This window comes from Blastococcus capsensis (assembly GCF_030165005.1).
Classification (GTDB): domain Bacteria; phylum Actinomycetota; class Actinomycetes; order Mycobacteriales; family Geodermatophilaceae; genus Blastococcus; species Blastococcus capsensis.
In genome coordinates this window covers 20,002-37,125 of the sequence record NZ_JASNNW010000001.1, presented here as the reverse complement: position 1 = coordinate 37,125, position 17,124 = coordinate 20,002, and the positions used below count along the sequence as shown (strand labels likewise).

The following is a 17,124-nucleotide window of genomic DNA, read 5'->3' as shown; positions in this document are numbered from 1 at the left end:
CCGTCGATGCACCGTTATCCCCAACAATAAGACAACAAAACCATCCGCTACGAGCAACACGAACACGACGGAAGAAACAACACCGGCGTCCGGCCTCAGTTGCCCGGCTTGGCCGCCTTGCCGCGCTCCCGATCGTCCTCGTCGGCGTCGTAGACCCCGGGCGTCACAGTCCCGCCGTTCCCGGCACCGGGGGTGGTCGGCTTGTCGATGAGGTCGTCCGGTCCGGGGGTGGGCGTGCCGCCCGGTTCGCCTCTGTTGTCGGTGTCGGGATGCCGTTCGGTCATGAGCGTCTCCAGTCGTAGGTATCTGCGGGGCGCTACCCGGCTGCCCGGGCCGGACACCTACCCGGGCCGGCTGCACGCGTCGCCACCGCGCGCAGCCGGCGGGGGAGTGCCACGATCGCCGGGGCCGGAGGGGGACACCGGAGCCGGTCGCGCAGCACGGGAGAGGAAGACCCGGTGAGCAGCTACCGGTACAAGCCCAGCAAGCCCCTGGCGATCTTCGGAGCGGCCTTCGGCCTGGCCCTGCTGGTCTTCGGCGTCGTCACGATGGTGAGCAGTGGCCTGGACGGGGAGGGCTAGCCTTCCTCGTCCTGTGGTGCGTCGCCGGCATCGCCATCATCGGGTTCAACCTCTGGGCAGCCTTCTCGGAGAAGGGCGCGCTGGCGACCTTCAGCAGGATTCCCGAGAGCGACGAGGACGCCGCCGACCGGCCTCGGTAGGGCCTGGAGAGGGCTCAGACCCGCGGCCTCCCGCTCCGGCTCGCTGATCCGGTCGCCCGGGTGCTACCCCCGGGCGGCGGTGGAATCGGAGAACTTCTGGACAGCTGCTGGGTCAGGTTCACCGCGTTGCCGTCGGGGTCGGTGACGTGGGCGACGCGCCCCAGGGCATGTCGTTCGCCCCAGACGGTGCGGTACCGCCGAGGCCGGCGACGCGGGGGATGACTGCGTCGACGTCGGGCACCTCGACGTTGAGCAGCACCCGGCCCGGGAAGCCCGTCCCGACCGCGGAATCGGCCGTGAGCCCGAGCCCGGAGTTCCCGAGACGGAGCCCGAGGTGGAACAGCGGGCCCTTCTGGGGGAAGCGGTCGGTCGCCTGAGCGTCGAACAGGCCGACGTATGAGGGCAGGCGCTCGAGGACCGGCGTGACGAGGATCGGGCGCCCGGTGGGGAACCCGGGAACTCCGGGGGAGAGGTCGGTCGAGCAGTCCCGCTGCATGGTCGACCGCCCGGTGTGCGGCAGTTGAGCGCTCAGTCCTGGCGGGTGAACAGCCAGCGGGCGAAGACGGCGTCCTGGTACAGCTCCGTGCACCAGAGAACCGACAGCCGGAAGGTCCCCGGTGGCACGACCAGGATCGGGCTGGCATCGGTGGCGTCGTCGTCGTCCAGCCGGTCCGACGACGGCGTCGGCCCCGGGGACTCGGGGAGAAGGAAAGCCCCGTTTTCGCCGGTACCGTCCAGAGCCGCGCTGATGAAGGCCAGCCGGCCGCTGGGCACCGTCACCAGGTCGCCGATGTGGTCGCCGGCCGCCGGGAACGCCAGCGCGGCGGCAAGTGTGCCGCGGTAGTCGCCGGCGCTGGCCTGCACGACGGCGACGCTGCCGTCGTCGCCCCGGAAGACCTCCAGCCAGCCTTCGTCACCGACATCCGGGTCGGTGAGCACGACCGCCGCGGTGCTGGCGCCGACCGGGATGCCGGTCAGCTGGTACCCCAGCTGCGGCACCAGGGCCTCGTAGGCCTGGTCGGAGAGGCCCCGCCAGGCGGGGAGCAGATCGCCGTCCAGGGCGAGGAACGGCTCGCCGTTGGTCCAGCAGCGGCCGACGTGCGTCCAGGCGGGTGGCATGCCGCCATCCTCCCGCAGGGGCTCGTGCGGCAACGCTGTCACCGTCGCCGACGGTCGTAGATCGCTGATCCGGGGGGCCGGGACCGCGTGCGGATCCAACTCGCTGCGGAACGTTGACTTAGTCCGCCTTATCGGAAAGCTGGCGATCCCGGACGACCTGGCCGAGGAACTCGAGCGCCAAGGCTTCGCCGCCATCCCGATCACCGTGGAGGACGGTCTGGCGGCCGGCGCGCTACCTCGACATCATGCCGATCCTTTCGACCGGATCCTGATTGCTCAAGCCATGCGACGAGGGCTCGTCCTCGTGACGGCGGATCGACGCTTCGCCGATTACGACGTCCTGGTGCTCACGTAGCGGCCTTTGCCTCGTTAGTTGACATAATGTGGATTATCGGCGCCAGACCCCGAGCGCCGGAAGGGGTTGTCGATCTTGTCCTACACACGCTGGCCGGACCGGCGGACCAGCGTGTGCCTCCAGGAATCGTCGCCGCCGTCCTCGTCCTCGACGCCGCCTCGCCGGTCCCGCGCCGAACTCCCGGACGAACACCGCCACGGCCGGCCGGGTGCGATCGATCCTGGACCCGGCGCCTCGGGGGGCCGACCGCTCCACCACATCGGTCCACGACTCCCCTGTCATGATCAACAAGCGATCAAGATCGCCTGACCCCTCACCAGCGGGTGCCGGCCGGACGCAATGTTGGCGCAGGGTGGACATCTCCAGAGGTCTCTCCCCCCTACCGCCGTGACCAGCCAGATAGCGTCACTGTGACGCAACTGGTGTGGTGTCCGTCGTTCGACGGGCGGCCGGCCGTCGGCGTTCGTAGGGTCGCACCATGAGAATCCGACGACCGTTCGCCGCACTGATGACCTCGCTGGCACTGTTCGGCGGAGCGGCCTCGCTGAGCGCCTGCGGTGACCCGGCCGGGCTCGACCGCAACGACGGCTCGACAGATGAGGTCGTGGAGACGGTCGACCCGGAGGAAGCCGACCGGGAGAACCTGCCGGACAACAGCAACCGGGAGCCCGGCCAGGGCACCGACGAGGACGCCATCGACCCGGACTGAGCCATCGCCTGGCTCAGTTGGAGCGTTCGGTGACCCAGAGCCGGTCGAGCCGGCCGGTCGAGTGCACGAGTTCGGCCAGCGAACGCTCCAGTTCGGCCTTGGTCGGCCGCTCCTGGAGCAGGGTCTGGACGTCCTCGAGGGCGCAACGCAACTGGAACAGCCGGTCCTGCAGACCGTCCAGTTCCGCCCGCGACACCAGGACGACGTCGCCCGGCAGCCCCGCCTTGGCCGTCGCCGACCGCTGCTCGTAAGCCCGTTGCCGGCACGCCTGGCCGCAGTACAGGCGGGGACGGCCCACCGACCCCTGCTGCGGGAGGACCCGTCGGCACCACCCGCAGCGCCGCTGGTCGTCACTCCCCCGGCTGGGGAGGGGAACGAGGGGCGCCGAGGTGACGCTGCCGGACGCGTGCTGCTGTGCCACGACTGCGCACGGTAGACGCCGCTGCCGACAGCTTCCGGTGACACGCCAGGACACCGCACGGAAGGTCCGAGATGACCCATCCCTCGCAGGAGGACCTCTCCCCGGTCTTCGACGCGCTCAGCGAGGAGGGACTGCGTGCCGCCGGCAGCCTCAAGTGGACCCGGTACACCGGGGCCCTGGGCGCCTTCGTGGCCGAGATGGACTTCGGAACGGCGCCGGTGGTCACCCGCGCCCTGGCCGCCGCGGTGGAGGCCGGCCGTTTCGGCTACCTCACGCCCGGAGCCGCCACCGACATGGCGGAGGCCTGCGCGCGGTGGCAGGCCGACCGGTACGGCTGGGCGGTGCCGCCGGAGTGGGTGACCCCGCTGCCCGACGTCCTGGCCGGGTTCCAGGCGGCGATCGAGCACTTCACCCCCGCCGGGAGCCCGGTCGTCCTGCCCACGCCCGCCTACATGCCCTTCCGCAGCGTTCCGAGCCTGCTGGGCCGGGAGCTGATCGAGGTGCCGATGGTCCGGCGCGAGGGGCGCCTGACCTACGACCTCGACGGGATCGGGCGCGCGTTCGACCAGGGCGGCCGGTTGCTCGTGCACTGCAATCCGCACAACCCCACGGGGCGGGTGTTCAGCACCGCCGAGCAGCTCGAGCTGGCCGACGTCGTCGACCGCTCCGGTGCGCGGGTGTTCTCCGACGAGATCCACGCGCCGCTGGTCCTGCCGGGAGCAGCCCACCGCCCCTACGCCTCGCTCAGCCCGGTCACCGCGGGCCACACCGTCACGGCGACGTCGGCGTCGAAGGCGTGGAACCTGCCGGGGCTGAAGGCCGCCCAGCTGATCGTCTCCACCGCCGCGGACGCCGAGCACTGGGCGCGGGTCGGCTTCCTGGCCGGGCACGGAGCCGCCACCCCCGGCGTGCTCGCGGCCACCGTCGCCTACGCCGAGGGCGGGCCGTGGCTGGACGGGGTGCTCGACTACCTCGCCGGCAACCGCCGGGTCCTGGCCGACCTGCTGGCCCGGCAGATCCCGGCCATCGGGTTCGAGCCTCCCGAGGGCACCTACCTGGCCTGGCTGGACTGCCGTGAGCTGCGCCTGGCGGGCCGTGCCGGCGACTTCTTCCTGGAGCAGGCGGGGGTCGCCCTGGTCGACGGCGCGGAGTGCGGCGCCCCGGGCTACGTGCGGCTGAACTTCGCGACGTCGAGGCCGCTGCTCACCGCCATGGTCGAGCGGATGGCCGCGGCGCTGGGACGGGCCTGACAGGGCCCCGCACGGACCGGGCGCGCCCCCACTAGCGTGAACGCGTGCCTGCCGCGCGGTTCCCCTTTCTCGACGGGCCGACACCGTTGGCCATGGCGCACCGGGGCGGGGCCATCGAGCACCTGGAGAACACCATGCCGGCCTTCCAGGCCTGCGTGGACCTCGGCTACCGCTACCTCGAGACCGACGTCCAGGTCACCGCCGACGGCGTGCTGGTGGCCTTCCACGATCCCACCCTCGAGCGGATCACCGACGGCACCGGGCGGATCGACGGGCTGACGTGGGCTCAGGTGTGCGAGGCCCGCATCGGCGGCCGGCAGCCGATCGTGCGCCTGGAGGACCTGCTGGCCGCCTGGCCCGACGTACGGTTCAACCTCGACATCAAGGCGGCCGGCGTGCTGGCTCCCCTGGTGCGGCTCACCCGCCGCATGGCGGTGACCGACCGCATCTGCCTGGGTTCCTTCTCGGACGCACGGATCGCCGCAGCCCGGCGGCTGTTCGGCCCCGCCGTGTGCACCTCGCTGGGACCGCGCGGGGTCGCCGCGCTGCGGCTGTCGTCCTACTCCCCGCGGGCCGCGGGCCTGGTGCGCATCTCCGCCGGTTGCGCGCAGGTGCCCCTGCAGCTCGGTGGCCGGGCACTGGTCGACGAGCGGTTCGTGGCCGCCGCCCACGCCCGTGGCCTGCAGGTGCACGTGTGGACCGTGGACGACCCGGTGGAGGCCGAGGCGATGCTCGATCTCGGTGTCGACGGGATCATGACCGACCGGCCGGCCATGCTGCGCGAGTTGCTGGAGAAGCGCGGCCAGTGGGCGCCGCGGTGAGCATCGGCGCGCGGCTGCAGAGCTGGCACCCGCGCACTCCGCCGCTGCCGCAGGATCTCGCCGACCTCGTCCGGCCCGGGGATCCGGAGTGGTTCGCGCGCGAACTGGCCATCGCCGTCGCGCCGCCGTGGTGGGTGTGGCGTCTCCTGCTGCGCCGCTTCTCCTGGCTGGTGGGCCTCTTCGGCCGGGTGGAGGTGACCGGCAGCATCCCCGAGGAGCTGCGCCGCGGACCGCTGCTGCTGGCTGCCAACCACATCGGCGACTTCGATCCGGTCGTCATCGCCGTCGCGCTCAGCAAGCTCGGCGTGGCGCCGCGGATCATGACCACCGGCGGCATCGTCTCCGCGCCGGTGGCCGGGCCGTTGATCGAGCGCACCGGCGCCATCCGCGTCGAGCGGGGCACGGAGCTGGCCCGGCACGCGGTCCGGGTGACCGAGGTGGCGCTGGTCCACGGCGGCCACGTCGTCGCCTATCCCGAGGGACGGGTGGGACTGGCGCCGGACTTCTGGCCCGAACGCGGGCGCACCGGCATGGCCCGGCTGGCTCTCGGTTTGCAGGTCCCGGTGATCCCGGTGAGCCAGTGGGGCGCGCACGAGGTGCTGCAGTACGGCAACGACTGGGGGAAGCTGCGCACGCTCCTGCGGGCCGTCGTGCGGCGTCCGGCGCTGCGGGTCCACGTCGGCCCGCCCGTCGTCTTCGACGACCTGCAGATGGGACGGGTCGGGGATGCCAACCGGGCCCGCCTGCGCATCGCCGCGGCGCTGACCCGCGGCCTGCGCCGGCTGCGCGCCGACGAGCTCGACGCCCCGGCCTTCGACGACCCGACGCGCCCGACGACGGCTGTCGCCGCGTTCCCCGGCGGGATCGTGCCGGACGACATCCCGTGAGGGCGTCGCCCCGGTGCTGGACCGCGCCGGAACGGCCTGGGAATCTGCCGCGGTGACCACCGCCCCGCCCGCCACCGGTCCGTCGGTGCCGCCGGTCGACCGCGCGCTCCGGCGCGAGCGCCTCGGCTGGTACTCCTACGACTGGGCGATGTCGGTCTTCAACACCTCGGTGACGACCGTCTTCCTGGCGCCCTACCTCACCTCGATCGCCGAGGCGGCCGCGGACGCCGACGACCGGATCCACCCGCTGGGCATCAGCGTCCCGTCGGGCAGCTTCTTCGGCTACGTGCTCTCCCTGTCGGTGCTCCTGCAGGTCCTCGTGCTGCCGCTGACCGGCGCGATCGCCGACCGCACCGGCCACAAGCGGCAGCTGCTCGCCGGCTTCGCCACGCTGGGCTCGCTGTGCACGATGGCGATGTTCTTCGTGGCCGACGCCCGTTATCTGCTCGGCGCGGCGCTGTTCATCGTCGCCAACCTCTGCTTCGGCGCGGCCACCGTCGTCTACTACTCCTGGCTGCCAGACCTCGCCGGCCCGGAGGAGCGGGACGCCGTCTCCAGCCGGGGCTGGGCGTTCGGCTACCTCGGCGGGGCGCTGCTGCTGGCGGCCAACCTGGCCCTGTTCACGCAGCACGAGAGCCTCGGTCTCACCGAGGGTGAGGCGGTGCGGATCTCCCTGGCCTCGGCCGGCGTCTGGTGGGCCGGCTTCACCGTGGTCAGCGTCTCGCTGCTGCGCAACCGCCGGCCACGAGACGTCGTCCCGGCCGGCCCGCGGGCCGGTGCGGTCGGGGCCAGCTTCCGGCAGCTCGGTGCGACGCTCCGGGACATGCGGCGGTACCGGCTGACCCTGTGGTTCCTCGCGGCGTACCTGCTCTACAACGACGGCGTCCAGACCATCATCGGCGTCTCGGCGCAGTACGGCGCCGAGCAGCTGGAGCTGAGCCAGACCACCTTGGTCTCGGCGATCCTCCTCGTGCAGGTGGTGGCCTTCTTCGGTGCGCTGACGCTGGGCCGGGCGGCGGCCGTGATCGGCGCGAAGCGCACGGTGCTCGGCGCGCTCGTGGCATGGACCGGCGTGCTCGTGGCGGCGTACTTCCTCGAGGCCGGCGCCGTCGTCGGGTTCTACCTGCTCGCCTCGGTGATCGGGTTCGTGCAGGGCGGCACGCAGGCGCTGTCCCGGTCGATGTTCAGCCAGCTGATCCCACCGGGCAAGGAGGCCGAGTACTTCGGCTTCTACGAGATCAGCGACCGCGGGACCAGCTGGCTCGGCCCGTTCCTGTTCGCCCTGACCTACCAGCTGACCGACTCCTACCGGTACGCCATCTTCAGTTTGATCTTCTTCTTCGTCGCCGGCTTCTACCTGCTCGCCAAGCTGGACCTGCGCCAGGCGATCGTCGAGGCCGGCAACACCCCACCGGAGCGCGTGTGACCGCGGGCGAGTCCGGCTCCCCGACCATTCCCCTGCCGCTGTCGTCCCCGGCCGCGGTGCCCACGTCCGGGGACCACCGCCGGAATCCCGCTCCGGCGCACCTGCGCTTCTTCCACGGACCCATGGACTGCGGGAAGTCGACGCTGGCGCTGCAGGTCGACCACAACCAGAGCCGGCAGGGCCGGCACGGGCTGCTGGTCACCCAGGGGGACCGCTCCGCCGCGCCGCAGATCAGCTCCCGGGTGGGGTTGTGCCGGGAGGCGCTCGGCATCGACAGCGGTACCGATCTGCGGCTGCTCGTCCGGGACCGCTGGGCGGACGGCCACCGCGTGGACTACCTGATCGTCGACGAGGCGCAGTTCCTCTCCCGCGGCCAGGTCGACCAGCTCGCCGAGGTCGTGGACGAATCGCACGTCGACGTATACGCGTTCGGGTTGACCACCGACTTCCGCACCCGGCTGTTCCCCGGCACCCAGCGGCTGCTGGAGGTGGCCGACGACATCCAGCGCATCCAGGTCGAGGTGCTGTGCTGGTGCGGCCTGCCCGGGCTGCTCAACGCACGCGTGGTCGACGGGATCATGGTGCGCACGGGCGAGACCGTCGTCGTCGCCGACACCGCTCCGCCCGAGCTGCCCGGGGAGGCGACCGGCCCCTCCCCCGCCGTCCGGTACCAGGTGCTGTGCCGACGGCACTACGCGCGCGGTGAGCTGGGCCCCACGGCGGCGGGCCGGGAACAGCTAAGCCAGCCCTGAGCCTGCTCTCACCCGTGTGGGGGCCGCCGACAGCCCGGATCCCACCCCATGCGATGATGAGCAGCCGATTCGGCGGAATCTCTCCGCCTTTTTGGTCGTTCATCTCTCTGACTCCTCGGTCGTCTGGGTAAGGCCCCGGCGATCGGACGTCGAGTCCCGACCGACACAAGACGAGAGGACGGTGTGCCATGGGTGAGCGTTCCTTGCGCGGCAGCCGACTGGGCAGCGTCAGCTACGAGACCGAGCGGAACACCGCTCCGATCGAGCGGCAGTACGCGGAGTACCGGTGCGCTTCCGGCCACCTGTTCACGGTGCCGTTCGCCGACGACGCCGAGCTCCCCGACACGTGGGAGTGCAAGTTCGACGGTGGCGCGGCCAAGCTGATCGGCGGGGCCGAGCCGGCGCCCAAGAAGGTGAAGCCTCCGCGTACCCACTGGGACATGCTGCTCGAGCGTCGCAGCGTCGAGGACCTCGAGGAGGTCCTGGCCGAGCGCCTCGAGGTGCTCCGCGGCCGGCGCACCCGGGCCAGCTGAAGAACGGCTCGCCTCTCCCCTGGAGGCGGGCCGATTGATCAGCTCTCGAACGGCCCCGGTGGAAATTATCCACCGGGGCCGTTCCGCGTCTGCGGTCAGTTCCGCGGGCGGTCCGTCGTCGGGCCGTCGACGACCTCACCCTCGAGCACCAGGGGCTCTCCGGTGCCGGTGCTCCCGGACGGGCCGGCCGGCGGCACGTGCCCGCTGCGGGTGCTGCCGACCCGGACCGGGCCGCGCACGTGATCGGGCAGCCGGGCGAGGACGACCCGTGACAGCACCCGGCGCAGCAGCCCACGCGTGCCGGGCAGCAGGCACAGCAGGCCCAGCAGGTCGCCGATGAACCCGGGCAGCACCATCAGCAGGCCGCCGACGGCGGCCAGGCCGGCGTCACCGAGTTCCTTCCCGGGCGCCTGCCGCGACGCGGCCCGGGCCCGGAGGTCGGTCAGCGCACGTCGGCCCTGCCGGGCCAGCAGGATCCAGCCGAGCGCGCTGGTGGCCAGCATGGCGAGGACCGTCCAGCCCACCCCGATCCAGGCGGCCACGAGCACGAAGACGACCAGTTCGGCCAGCGCGGTCAACCCGACGACCAGGCGCAGCCGCCGGCGCAGCAGGTCAGCCACGACGATCCCTCCTCCGGGGCCGGAGCCCCTTCTCGGCCCGGCGGCGGTCCCGCCGGCTGTGGGTCACTGCCCGGGCTCCTCGGCCGGGCGGGGCAGCGGCGGCGGCACCCGGCCCGGCAGCCAGCCGGCCAGCCGGTCCTGCACGCCCCACACCGTCACCCGTACCCACGCCTCTCCAACGATCGAGCCGCTCATCTTGCTCCGGCCGAGGATGCGCTCGGAGAAGGTGATCGGTACCTCGGTGACCCGGGCGCCGGCCCGCACCGCCCGCCACGCCCAGTCCACCTGGAAGCAGTACCCCTCGCTGGCGACCTCGTCGAAGGGCAGCCGGTCGATCAGCTCGCCGCGGGCGGCGCGGAAGCCGCCGGTGGCGTCGTGCAGCGGCAGGCGCAGCGCCCGGCGGGTGTAGCTGTTGCCCATGCGGGAGAGGAGCAGCCGGTGCAGCGGCCAGTCCTCGACCCGGCCACCGTCGACGTACCGCGAGCCGAGCACGAGGTCGGCGTCGGCCAGCGCGGCGAGCAGGCGGGGCAGCTGCTCGGGCGGGTGCGAGCCGTCGGCGTCCATCTCGACCAGCACGTCGTAGCCACGTTCGCGGGCCCAGCGGAACCCGGCCACGTAGGCGCGGCCGAGCCCGGCCTTCGCGGTGCGGTGCAGGACGTGGATGCGCGGGTCGTGGGCGGCGAGCGTGTCGGCGAGCGCTCCGGTGCCGTCGGGTGAGCCGTCGTCCACCACGAGGGCGTGCGCGTCCGGGTTGCTGGCGTGCAGCCGCTCCAGCACCTCTGCCAGGTTGTCGACCTCGTTGTACGTCGGGATGACCACCAGGACGCGATCGGTCACGCCGCGCTCCCCCGTCGTGCCCGGACCGCCCAGAGCAGTGCCGCCAGTCCCAGCGCCGTGAGCACCCACTCCGGGGCGGAGCCGAGGCGCAGCGCCACCGTGGCGCCGTCGCGCTGTGCGATCTCCTCGACGAAGATCGCGGGCTCGAACAGCTCCGAGGACCGGACGACGGTGCCGTCGGGTGCCACGATCGCGGAGATACCGCTGGTCGCGGCGACCGCCACCGTCCGCCCGTACTCGACGGCGCGCAGCCGGCTCATCGCCAGCTGCTGGGCGCTCTCGTCGGTGTAGCCGAACGTCGCGTTGTTGGTCTGGACGACGAGCATGCCGGCGCCCGCGTCCACGACGTCGCGGACCAGGCCGTCGTAGACCACCTCGAAACAGATCAGGTCGCCCAGCCGGATGCCGCCCACCTCGAGCAGGCCCACCTCGTCGCCCGCGGCGAAGTCCCGGCGGACCAGGTCCACCTTCTCGCTGAAGAAGCGGAAGAAGTCCCGCGCCGGCACGTACTCGGCGAAGGGCACCGGATGGCGCTTGACGTAGGTGTCGCCGGGGCCGTTCTCCGGCGTCCAGACGATCGCGGTGTTGCTGATGTACCGCCCGGGACCGTCCACGACGGCCCCGACCAGGATCGGCGCGTCGACGGCGTCGGCGGCCCGCTGGATCTGCGTGGCCGCGTCGGCGTTGGTGTAGGGATCGATGTCGGAGCTGTTCTCCGGCCACAGGACGACGTCGGGCTGCGGCTGCTCCCCCGCGGCCACGTCGGCGGCCAGCTGCAGGGTCTGCCGGACGTGGTTGTCCAGCACGGCCCGGCGCTGGGCGTTGAAGTCCAGTCCCGCGCGGGGGACGTCGCCCTGGATGACCGCGACCGCGGCGGTCGGCCCGCCCGCCGTCAGCGAGTCACCGGGCAGGGGCAGCCAGGCCAGCGCACCGATCAGCGGCACGGCCAGCACGAGGGCGGCGAGCCGCAGCGCCGAGCGGACGGCGCCCCGCTGCTCCCCCGCCGAGGCCGCTCCGGCACGCCAGGCCCGGCCGAGGGCGAGCGCCGCGGCAGCCAGCAGGGCGCCCACGAGGGCGACCGCGAAGCTGACGAGGGGCACGCCGCCGTAGGCGGCCAGCGCGAGCAGCGGTCCCTCGCTCTGGGAGAACCCGAGCCGGCCCCACGGGAAGCCACCGAAGGGGAAGCGCCCCCGGATCGCCTCGTCGGCGACCCAGAGCGCGGCCGCCCACACCGGCCACGCCGGCAGCCGGGAGGTGAGTGCTGTCGCCGCACCGAGCAGCGCCAGGTAGAGCGCCTGGCTGAGCGCGAGGGCCAGCCACGGGAACGCCCCGACGTAGATGCCGGTCCAGGAGAGCAGCGGCACGAAGAACGCGAGTCCCATGACCAGGCCCAGCCAGAGCCCGGTGCGCACCCGGACGCCCCGGACCGCCACGGCCAGCGCGGCCGGCCCCAGGACGGCGAGGGTGGTCAGATCGTGACCGGGGAAGGACAGGAACATCGCCAGCCCACCGGCAGCGGCCAGCAGCGTGCGCCACGGCGCCCGCAGCGCGCGGCGCGCAGCCGCGCCCGGGTGGGCGGCGACGTCGGGGCCGGTCGGCCGGGCGAGCGTGCCCGTCGCCGGCCCAGCATCGCCTACGGGCACGCAGAGCCTCCGGGAGGTGCCGGCGCCCCGAGGGGCGGATCGTCCCCGCACCGCTCGGGCAGGGTCCGGACCGGCGGTTCCGCGCGGTCCTGACCCAGCATCCCATCTACGCCCGGCGGGTGAGCGGACGTTCCCCACACCACCTGTCCGGGCTCCGGATCTCCTGCACGGGTCGCGCCAGCGGTCGCCGCACGCGGGCGACGCACCTTCGGGCCGGACGGCCACTCGCTGGCGGCGAGGGGCGCGACCGTTGTCTGATGGCGCGGGTCGGCGTGGGCTCCGCCGGGATGCCCGCCTCCGCGTCCGCCGGCGGCACGCCCGTCCCCCACGACCCGGGGGCGTGGCCGGCGGCTGCCGGCCACGCCGGCCGGGGGGCCTGGCGCGCCTGCCGGGAGAGCACTCAGGCGGTGCGTCCGGTCAGGAACTGCAGGCACTGTAAGAACCACGGCGCCCAGAGATCGAGACCCCGGAGAGCTGCGAGCCGCAGTGTGACCGGATCGTTACTGATCGTTGTCCCCGACACATCTTGTCCGGCCACCGGGGAGACCTGCTGTCCAGGAAGTCCCGGGTGGGTCAGGAGTTCCCGACCGGGACGCCGTCGACGAGCAGCAGCCGGCAGCCCAGGCGGGACCGGTCCGCCAGGACCCGCGACAGCCCGTTCCCGGTCGCCCACAGGGCGAGGTCGGCCGCTGCGCCGACGGCGAGGGGGCCCGCGGGGTGCTCGGAGCGGGCGGCGACCCAGCCGCCGTGGGTCGCGGCGTCGAACGCGTCGAACGGGCGCAGGCCCGAGCCGGGCGTCCGGTGGTCGACGGCGGCGTGCACGCCACCCCACGGGTCCAGTGCTGTCACCGGTGCGTCGCTGCCCAGCGCCAGGGCGACGCCGCCGTCGGCGAGGTCGGCGAACGGGTTGGTGGCCAGGGCGCGCTCCACGCCCAGCCGCTCCGCGTACATACCCGCGTCCCCACCCCAGGCGGCGTCGAAGGCCGGCTGCACGCTCGCGACCATGTGCCACTCGGCCATCCGCTCCACCACCTGGGCCGAGGGCATCTCCAGGTGCTCGAGGCGGTGCCGGCAGGAACGGACGGCGGCGACGCCGAGCTCTGCGACGACCGCGGCCACCGCGTCCAGCACCTGGCCGACGGCGGCGTCGCCGATGCAGTGGAAGCCCGCCTGGATGCCGGCCGCCGTGCAGGCCCGCACGTGCGCCACGAGCGACGCCGTCTCGAACCGAAGCACGCCGGACGTGTCCAGCCGGTCGTGGTACGGGCTGCTCAGGGCCGCGGTGTGCGAACCGAGTGCGCCGTCGCAGAACAGGTCTCCCCCTGCGCCGGCCAGGGCGAGCTCGCGGACGAGCTCCAGGCCACCGCGCTCGGAGAGCTCACCCCAGTAGCCGAGCACCCGCGGGCCCGGCTCGTCGCCGGCCAGGAGCAGCAGCTCCGACAGGTCATCGGCCGAAGAGACCTCCGGCCCGGCCATCTCGTGCAGGCTGCCGATGCCCAGAGCGGCGGCGGCCGCCCGGGTGGCCCGCTGCGCAGCGCGGCGCTGGGCCGGCCCGACCGCACCGTACGCCGCCTGGCGGGCGGCGTGGTGGGCGTCCAGGCGCAGCCTGCCGTCGGACGAGAAGCCCGGCAGGCCGGTGATGCCCGGGACGAGGTCGAGCAGCGCGGTCGAGACCGTGGCGGAGTGGACGTCGACCCGCGCCAGGTAGACCGGCCGGCTCCCCGCCACCGCGTCGAGATCGGCCCGGGTGAGACCGCGACGCTCCGGCCAGCCGGTCTCGTCCCAGCCGGTGCCCAGGACGATGCCGACGGGCACTCCGGCGACGTGCGCCCGCAACGACGCCACCGCGTCGGCAAGGCTCAGGCTCGAGTGGAGGTCGAGACCGGTCAGCGCGAGTCCGGTGGCGGTCGCGTGCACGTGGGCGTCGACGAAGGCGGGTGTGAGCAGCGCCCCCTCTCCCCCGACCACCCGGCCGGCGGCAGGGGCGTCGGCGGCTGCGCCCAGCCAGGCGATCCGGCCGTCGACGACCTGCACCGCTCTGCCAGGCCGGTCGCCGACGGTCACGTCGGTGAGCAGCAGGGATCCGCGCACCTGCGCGTTCCTGCCGGAACCGGTCACGTCCGCCGCCGTCCTTCCGCCTCGTGGCCCCGCCCGGGGACGGCGGTGCTCCGGACACACAGCAGACCACGGTCGACGGGCGCGCCTCCGGCCGGGCGGCCGCCGTGTTGCCCGCTGCTGACGCTGCAACCGCCGGGGTACCCGGCGTTCCCAGGTGGCCACGGCCCCGCGGCGACGGTAAGCAGGAGGGATGGACGTGGTCGAGCAGGTGTGCACGGAGCGGCTACGGCTCCGGCCGTGGACCACCGGTGCCGCGGACCTCGCCCGGCTGGCCGACATCTACGGCCGCGACGAGGTGACCAGGTGGCTGGGCGGCGGCCCCTCCGTGCCACCGGACGAGCTCGTGGCCCGCTGGACCGCGGTGCACCAGCTCGACCCCCGCTTCCTCTGCTGGGCCATCGAGCGGCCCGACGGCGTGTCGGCCGGGACGGTGCTGCTCAAGCCGCTGCCGAACGGGGTCGGGGAGATCGAGGTCGGCTGGCACCTCCACCCCGACTCGTGGGGACGCGGTTACGCCACAGAGGCCGCGCGGGCGGTGGTGGACCGCGCGTTCGAGTTCGGCCTGCCCGAGGTCTACGCCGTCGTGCGGCCCGGCAACGCGCCGTCGATGGCGGTCTGCAGGCGGCTGGGGATGACACCGTTGGGCCGGATGACCCGCTGGTACGACGTCGAGCTCGAAGCGTTCCGGCTCATGGCACCCGTCGTGGTCGAGTGATCTTCAGCGGCGCCGCAGCAGGCCGCTGATCCGCCGGCCGAGCGTCCGCTTGGTGGCCCGCGTCTCCCGCCCGGCGGCGCGCACCGAGTCGGCGGCGGCCGCCTCGGACGGGGTGGGGGCGGTGCCGCCGAGGTGGGCCGGTTGCCACCACCGGTCGTCGTCGCCGGCCGGCTGGTCGGGGTAGGTGCGCTGCGCCTCGTCCAGCAGCGCCTCCATGGCCGTGCGCACGCGCCCCAGGAGGGCCGGGATCTGCACACCGGGCTCGGCGACGATCGGCTCACCCAGGATCACCGTCACGGGGACGCCGCGACGCAGTTCCACCTTGTGGTTCTTCGTGGCCACCCGGTGCCCGCCCCACACGGCGGCGGGGATGATCGGCACGCCGGAGTCGATGGCCATGCGGGCCGCGCCGGCCTTGAGCCCCTTCACCGTGAAGCTGGTGCTGATCGTCGCCTCGGGGAAGATCCCGACGATCTCGCCGTCCTTGAGCGCGCGCACGGCGGTCTCGAAGGCGGCGGAACCGGCCTTCCGGTCGACCGGGATGTGGTTCATGGCCCGCATGAACGGGCCGGCGAACCCGTGGTCGAACACCGCCGACTTCGCCATGAACCGCACCAGACGGTGCTGCGGCAGCGCACCCAGGCCGAGGAAGGTGAAGTCGAAGAAGCTGACGTGGTTGCTGCAGATGATCGCGCCGCCGGTCGCGGGGACGTGCTCGGCGCCGCGGACGTCGAACCGGAAGCGCAGCAGCCGGAAGACGACCAGCGCGATCCGGATGACGAACCGGTAGGGCTTGTCCCGTGGGTCGGGTGCGGCACCGAACAGCCCGGGACGGACGACGTCACGCCAGCTCGCGGTGTACATGCGCGGAATCTAGCGGCTGGCCCCGACGGTCGCCCGAGGGTCCCCTCCCGCGGTGGCGGCGACCGCGGCCCGGACGACAGCGGTGAGGTCGCCGGTCTCCTGGTGCACACGGTGCTGGAGGTCGGCGCCGGTGCCCCGGGAGAGCAGGGCCGCCACCCCGTCGGAGACGCGCTGCTCGTCGCCGGCGTCGGCGAGTGCGGGGCGGACGTGGTCGAGGAGGTCGGTGAGGACGTCGGCGGCCGCGGCCGGGCGGCCGGTGCGCGGGTGGACGAGCTCTCCGGACAGGCCGGAGCGCCCGGCCCGCCAGGCGGCCAGGCGCAGGAGCTCCGGTCGCATCTCCGGCACCGCTCCCCCGCCGCCCGCATCCCGGGCGGCCGTCTCGACCAGCCCCCGCACCAGGCCGGCCAGCGTCACGGCGTCCTCGACCCGGAGGGCGACGTCGGCCGAACGCACCTCCACGGTCGGCCAGCGTGCCGAGAGCCGGGCGTCGAAGTAGACCATGCCGGCGTCCAGGACCGTCCCGGTCTGCAGCATGGCGTCGACGAGCCGGTGGTAGTCCGCCGCGGCGGCGAAGGGCCCGGTGGGGCCGGCCGAGGGCCACCGCTGCCACACCTGCGACCGGAAGCTGGCGTAGGCGGTGTCCTGCCCCTGCCAGAACGGGGAGTTGGCGGTCATCGCGGTGAGCACCGGCAGCCATATCCGGATGCGGTTGAGAACGGCCACGCCTTCCTCGTCGTCGGCGACCGAGACGTGCACGTGGCACCCGCAGGTGAGCCCGTCGCGGGCGGTCTGGCCGAAGGCGTCCATCAGCCGCCCGTAGCGCTCCCCCTCGGTCGGAACCGGCTCGACGGCGACCGGAGAGGTGGCCAGCGCCGCGATCCGTGCTCCGACGGCCACCGCGGCGGCGTCGGCGCGCTGTCGCCAGTGGCGCAGCTGGCTCTCCACCTCGGCGAGCGTCGCGCAGACCGGCGTCCCCAGCTCGACCTGCTGCGCTTTGAGCTCGGGCGCCAGGTGGGCCGTCTCCGGGGCAGCGACGGCCTCTCCTCGGTCCGCGCGGTCGTGCTGTTCGACGTCCTCCCCCTCACCGCGCCGTGCAGCGACGGCCAGCGCCTCGGGGCCCTCGGGTACGGGCACACCGTCGGCATCGACGACCAGCAGTTCTTCCTCGACGCCCATGGTTCGCATCGGACCCATCATCCGGGTCGCCGGGGCGTCGTGCAGCGCTGTTCTCGCTCGGCCTCCTGTGTTGGTGCTTCGGCGCTCGGAGGGCGCTGGTGGTCGTCAACGGCAGGTGCCGACAATTTTGAATTGAATTATTGTTGGGGATAACGGT

20 protein-coding genes are annotated in these 17,124 nt (G+C 73.4%); 10 read left to right on the top strand and 10 right to left on the bottom strand.

Annotated features, from left to right (window positions below; translation table 11 throughout):
• Positions 1-95: 95 nt before the first annotated feature.
• On the bottom strand, positions 96-284 hold the full coding sequence (locus QOZ86_RS00200) for a hypothetical protein (protein ID WP_284489927.1): 189 nt from the start codon (positions 282-284) through the stop codon (positions 96-98).
• A 174-nt stretch (positions 285-458) separates the two neighbouring features.
• Between QOZ86_RS00200 and QOZ86_RS00195 the strand changes: the two genes are divergently transcribed.
• Positions 459-581: a hypothetical protein gene (locus tag QOZ86_RS00195; RefSeq protein ID WP_284489926.1), complete on the top strand. Its 123-nt coding sequence runs from the start codon at positions 459-461 to the stop codon at positions 579-581.
• 258 nt (positions 582-839) lie between these two features.
• On the opposite strand, the gene QOZ86_RS00190 is transcribed toward QOZ86_RS00195, so the two are convergent.
• Positions 840-1,217 (bottom strand): VOC family protein, encoded by a 378-nt coding sequence (locus QOZ86_RS00190; protein WP_284489925.1) that lies wholly within the window; start codon positions 1,215-1,217, stop codon positions 840-842.
• Positions 1,218-1,249: 32 nt separating this feature from the next.
• The gene (locus tag QOZ86_RS00185) at positions 1,250-1,840 is read right to left on the bottom strand and encodes a hypothetical protein (RefSeq protein ID WP_284489924.1); all 591 of its coding nucleotides are present in this window, start codon (positions 1,838-1,840) and stop codon (positions 1,250-1,252) included.
• Here QOZ86_RS00185 and QOZ86_RS00180 point away from each other — a divergent pair.
• Both QOZ86_RS00180 and QOZ86_RS00175 read left to right on the top strand, forming a co-directional pair.
• Positions 1,839-2,195 (top strand): type II toxin-antitoxin system VapC family toxin, encoded by a 357-nt coding sequence (locus QOZ86_RS00180; RefSeq protein WP_284489923.1) that lies wholly within the window; start codon positions 1,839-1,841, stop codon positions 2,193-2,195. The two genes, QOZ86_RS00185 and QOZ86_RS00180, sit on opposite strands and share 2 nt — an antisense overlap.
• Before the next feature lie 478 nt (positions 2,196-2,673).
• The gene (locus QOZ86_RS00175) at positions 2,674-2,904 is read left to right on the top strand and encodes a hypothetical protein (protein WP_284489922.1); all 231 of its coding nucleotides are present in this window, start codon (positions 2,674-2,676) and stop codon (positions 2,902-2,904) included.
• 13 nt (positions 2,905-2,917) lie between these two features.
• Here the strand turns inward: QOZ86_RS00175 and QOZ86_RS00170 are convergent, their stop codons facing one another.
• Positions 2,918-3,202 (bottom strand): hypothetical protein, encoded by a 285-nt coding sequence (locus QOZ86_RS00170; RefSeq protein WP_284489921.1) that lies wholly within the window; start codon positions 3,200-3,202, stop codon positions 2,918-2,920.
• A 194-nt stretch (positions 3,203-3,396) separates the two neighbouring features.
• Here QOZ86_RS00170 and QOZ86_RS00165 point away from each other — a divergent pair, with 194 nt between their 5' ends.
• From QOZ86_RS00165 to QOZ86_RS00140, 6 genes are all read left to right on the top strand, one after another.
• Positions 3,397-4,575: a MalY/PatB family protein gene (locus tag QOZ86_RS00165; protein WP_284489920.1), complete on the top strand. Its 1,179-nt coding sequence runs from the start codon at positions 3,397-3,399 to the stop codon at positions 4,573-4,575.
• Positions 4,576-4,619: 44 nt separating this feature from the next.
• Positions 4,620-5,396, top strand: coding sequence for a glycerophosphodiester phosphodiesterase family protein (locus QOZ86_RS00160; protein ID WP_284489919.1), 777 nt, complete (start codon positions 4,620-4,622; stop codon positions 5,394-5,396).
• Positions 5,381-6,283: a lysophospholipid acyltransferase family protein gene (locus QOZ86_RS00155; RefSeq protein WP_284489918.1), complete on the top strand. Its 903-nt coding sequence runs from the start codon at positions 5,381-5,383 to the stop codon at positions 6,281-6,283. Before QOZ86_RS00160 ends, QOZ86_RS00155 begins: the two co-directional genes overlap by 16 nt.
• Before the next feature lie 52 nt (positions 6,284-6,335).
• Positions 6,336-7,709, top strand: coding sequence for an MFS transporter (locus tag QOZ86_RS00150; RefSeq protein ID WP_284489917.1), 1,374 nt, complete (start codon positions 6,336-6,338; stop codon positions 7,707-7,709).
• Complete coding sequence (locus tag QOZ86_RS00145) at positions 7,706-8,461, top strand: thymidine kinase (protein WP_284489916.1); 756 nt, start codon at positions 7,706-7,708, stop codon at positions 8,459-8,461. The genes QOZ86_RS00150 and QOZ86_RS00145 overlap by 4 nt, the downstream gene beginning before the upstream one ends.
• 188 nt (positions 8,462-8,649) lie before the next feature.
• Positions 8,650-8,994 (top strand): RNA polymerase-binding protein RbpA, encoded by a 345-nt coding sequence (locus tag QOZ86_RS00140; RefSeq protein ID WP_284489915.1) that lies wholly within the window; start codon positions 8,650-8,652, stop codon positions 8,992-8,994.
• A 95-nt stretch (positions 8,995-9,089) separates the two neighbouring features.
• On the opposite strand, the gene QOZ86_RS00135 is transcribed toward QOZ86_RS00140, so the two are convergent.
• From QOZ86_RS00135 to QOZ86_RS00120, 4 genes are all read right to left on the bottom strand, one after another.
• A complete protein-coding gene (locus QOZ86_RS00135) occupies positions 9,090-9,614 on the bottom strand; it encodes an FxsA family protein (protein WP_284489914.1) in 525 nt (174 codons plus the stop codon).
• 63 nt (positions 9,615-9,677) lie between these two features.
• A complete protein-coding gene (locus tag QOZ86_RS00130; RefSeq protein WP_284489913.1) occupies positions 9,678-10,451 on the bottom strand; it encodes a polyprenol monophosphomannose synthase in 774 nt (257 codons plus the stop codon).
• On the bottom strand, positions 10,448-12,094 hold the full coding sequence (gene lnt / locus QOZ86_RS00125) for an apolipoprotein N-acyltransferase (RefSeq protein ID WP_284489912.1): 1,647 nt from the start codon (positions 12,092-12,094) through the stop codon (positions 10,448-10,450). The genes QOZ86_RS00130 and lnt overlap by 4 nt, the downstream gene beginning before the upstream one ends.
• A gap of 573 nt (positions 12,095-12,667) precedes the next feature.
• Positions 12,668-14,212, bottom strand: coding sequence for an amidohydrolase (locus QOZ86_RS00120; protein ID WP_284489911.1), 1,545 nt, complete (start codon positions 14,210-14,212; stop codon positions 12,668-12,670).
• Positions 14,213-14,402: 190 nt separating this feature from the next.
• Between QOZ86_RS00120 and QOZ86_RS00115 the strand changes: the two genes are divergently transcribed.
• The gene (locus QOZ86_RS00115; RefSeq protein ID WP_284489910.1) at positions 14,403-14,927 is read left to right on the top strand and encodes a GNAT family N-acetyltransferase; all 525 of its coding nucleotides are present in this window, start codon (positions 14,403-14,405) and stop codon (positions 14,925-14,927) included.
• 3 nt (positions 14,928-14,930) lie between these two features.
• Here QOZ86_RS00115 and QOZ86_RS00110 read toward each other — a convergent pair whose 3' ends face one another.
• Together QOZ86_RS00110 and QOZ86_RS00105 are read right to left on the bottom strand one after the other, a co-directional pair.
• Entirely contained in the window at positions 14,931-15,791 is an 861-nt protein-coding gene (locus tag QOZ86_RS00110; RefSeq protein ID WP_284489909.1) for a lysophospholipid acyltransferase family protein, read from the bottom strand.
• 9 nt (positions 15,792-15,800) lie between these two features.
• Complete coding sequence (locus QOZ86_RS00105; protein WP_284489908.1) at positions 15,801-16,976, bottom strand: carboxylate-amine ligase; 1,176 nt, start codon at positions 16,974-16,976, stop codon at positions 15,801-15,803.
• Positions 16,977-17,124: the final 148 nt, after the last annotated feature.

Bases quoted from the DNA above. Each gene is read 5' to 3' on its own strand.
- QOZ86_RS00200 (WP_284489927.1), bottom strand. From the start codon at position 284: ATGACCGAACGGCATCCCGACACCGACAACAGAGGCGAACCGGGCGGC.
- QOZ86_RS00190 (WP_284489925.1), bottom strand. From the start codon at position 1,217: ATGCAGCGGGACTGCTCGACCGACCTCTCCCCCGGAGTTCCCGGGTTC.
- QOZ86_RS00180 (WP_284489923.1), top strand. From the start codon at position 1,839: ATGCCGCCATCCTCCCGCAGGGGCTCGTGCGGCAACGCTGTCACCGTC.
- QOZ86_RS00185 (WP_284489924.1), bottom strand. From the start codon at position 1,840: ATGCCACCCGCCTGGACGCACGTCGGCCGCTGCTGGACCAACGGCGAG.
- QOZ86_RS00175 (WP_284489922.1), top strand. From the start codon at position 2,674: ATGAGAATCCGACGACCGTTCGCCGCACTGATGACCTCGCTGGCACTG.
- QOZ86_RS00165 (WP_284489920.1), top strand. From the start codon at position 3,397: ATGACCCATCCCTCGCAGGAGGACCTCTCCCCGGTCTTCGACGCGCTC.
- QOZ86_RS00140 (WP_284489915.1), top strand. From the start codon at position 8,650: ATGGGTGAGCGTTCCTTGCGCGGCAGCCGACTGGGCAGCGTCAGCTAC.
- QOZ86_RS00115 (WP_284489910.1), top strand. From the start codon at position 14,403: ATGGACGTGGTCGAGCAGGTGTGCACGGAGCGGCTACGGCTCCGGCCG.
- QOZ86_RS00110 (WP_284489909.1), bottom strand. From the start codon at position 15,791: ATGTACACCGCGAGCTGGCGTGACGTCGTCCGTCCCGGGCTGTTCGGT.
- QOZ86_RS00105 (WP_284489908.1), bottom strand. From the start codon at position 16,976: ATGCGAACCATGGGCGTCGAGGAAGAACTGCTGGTCGTCGATGCCGAC.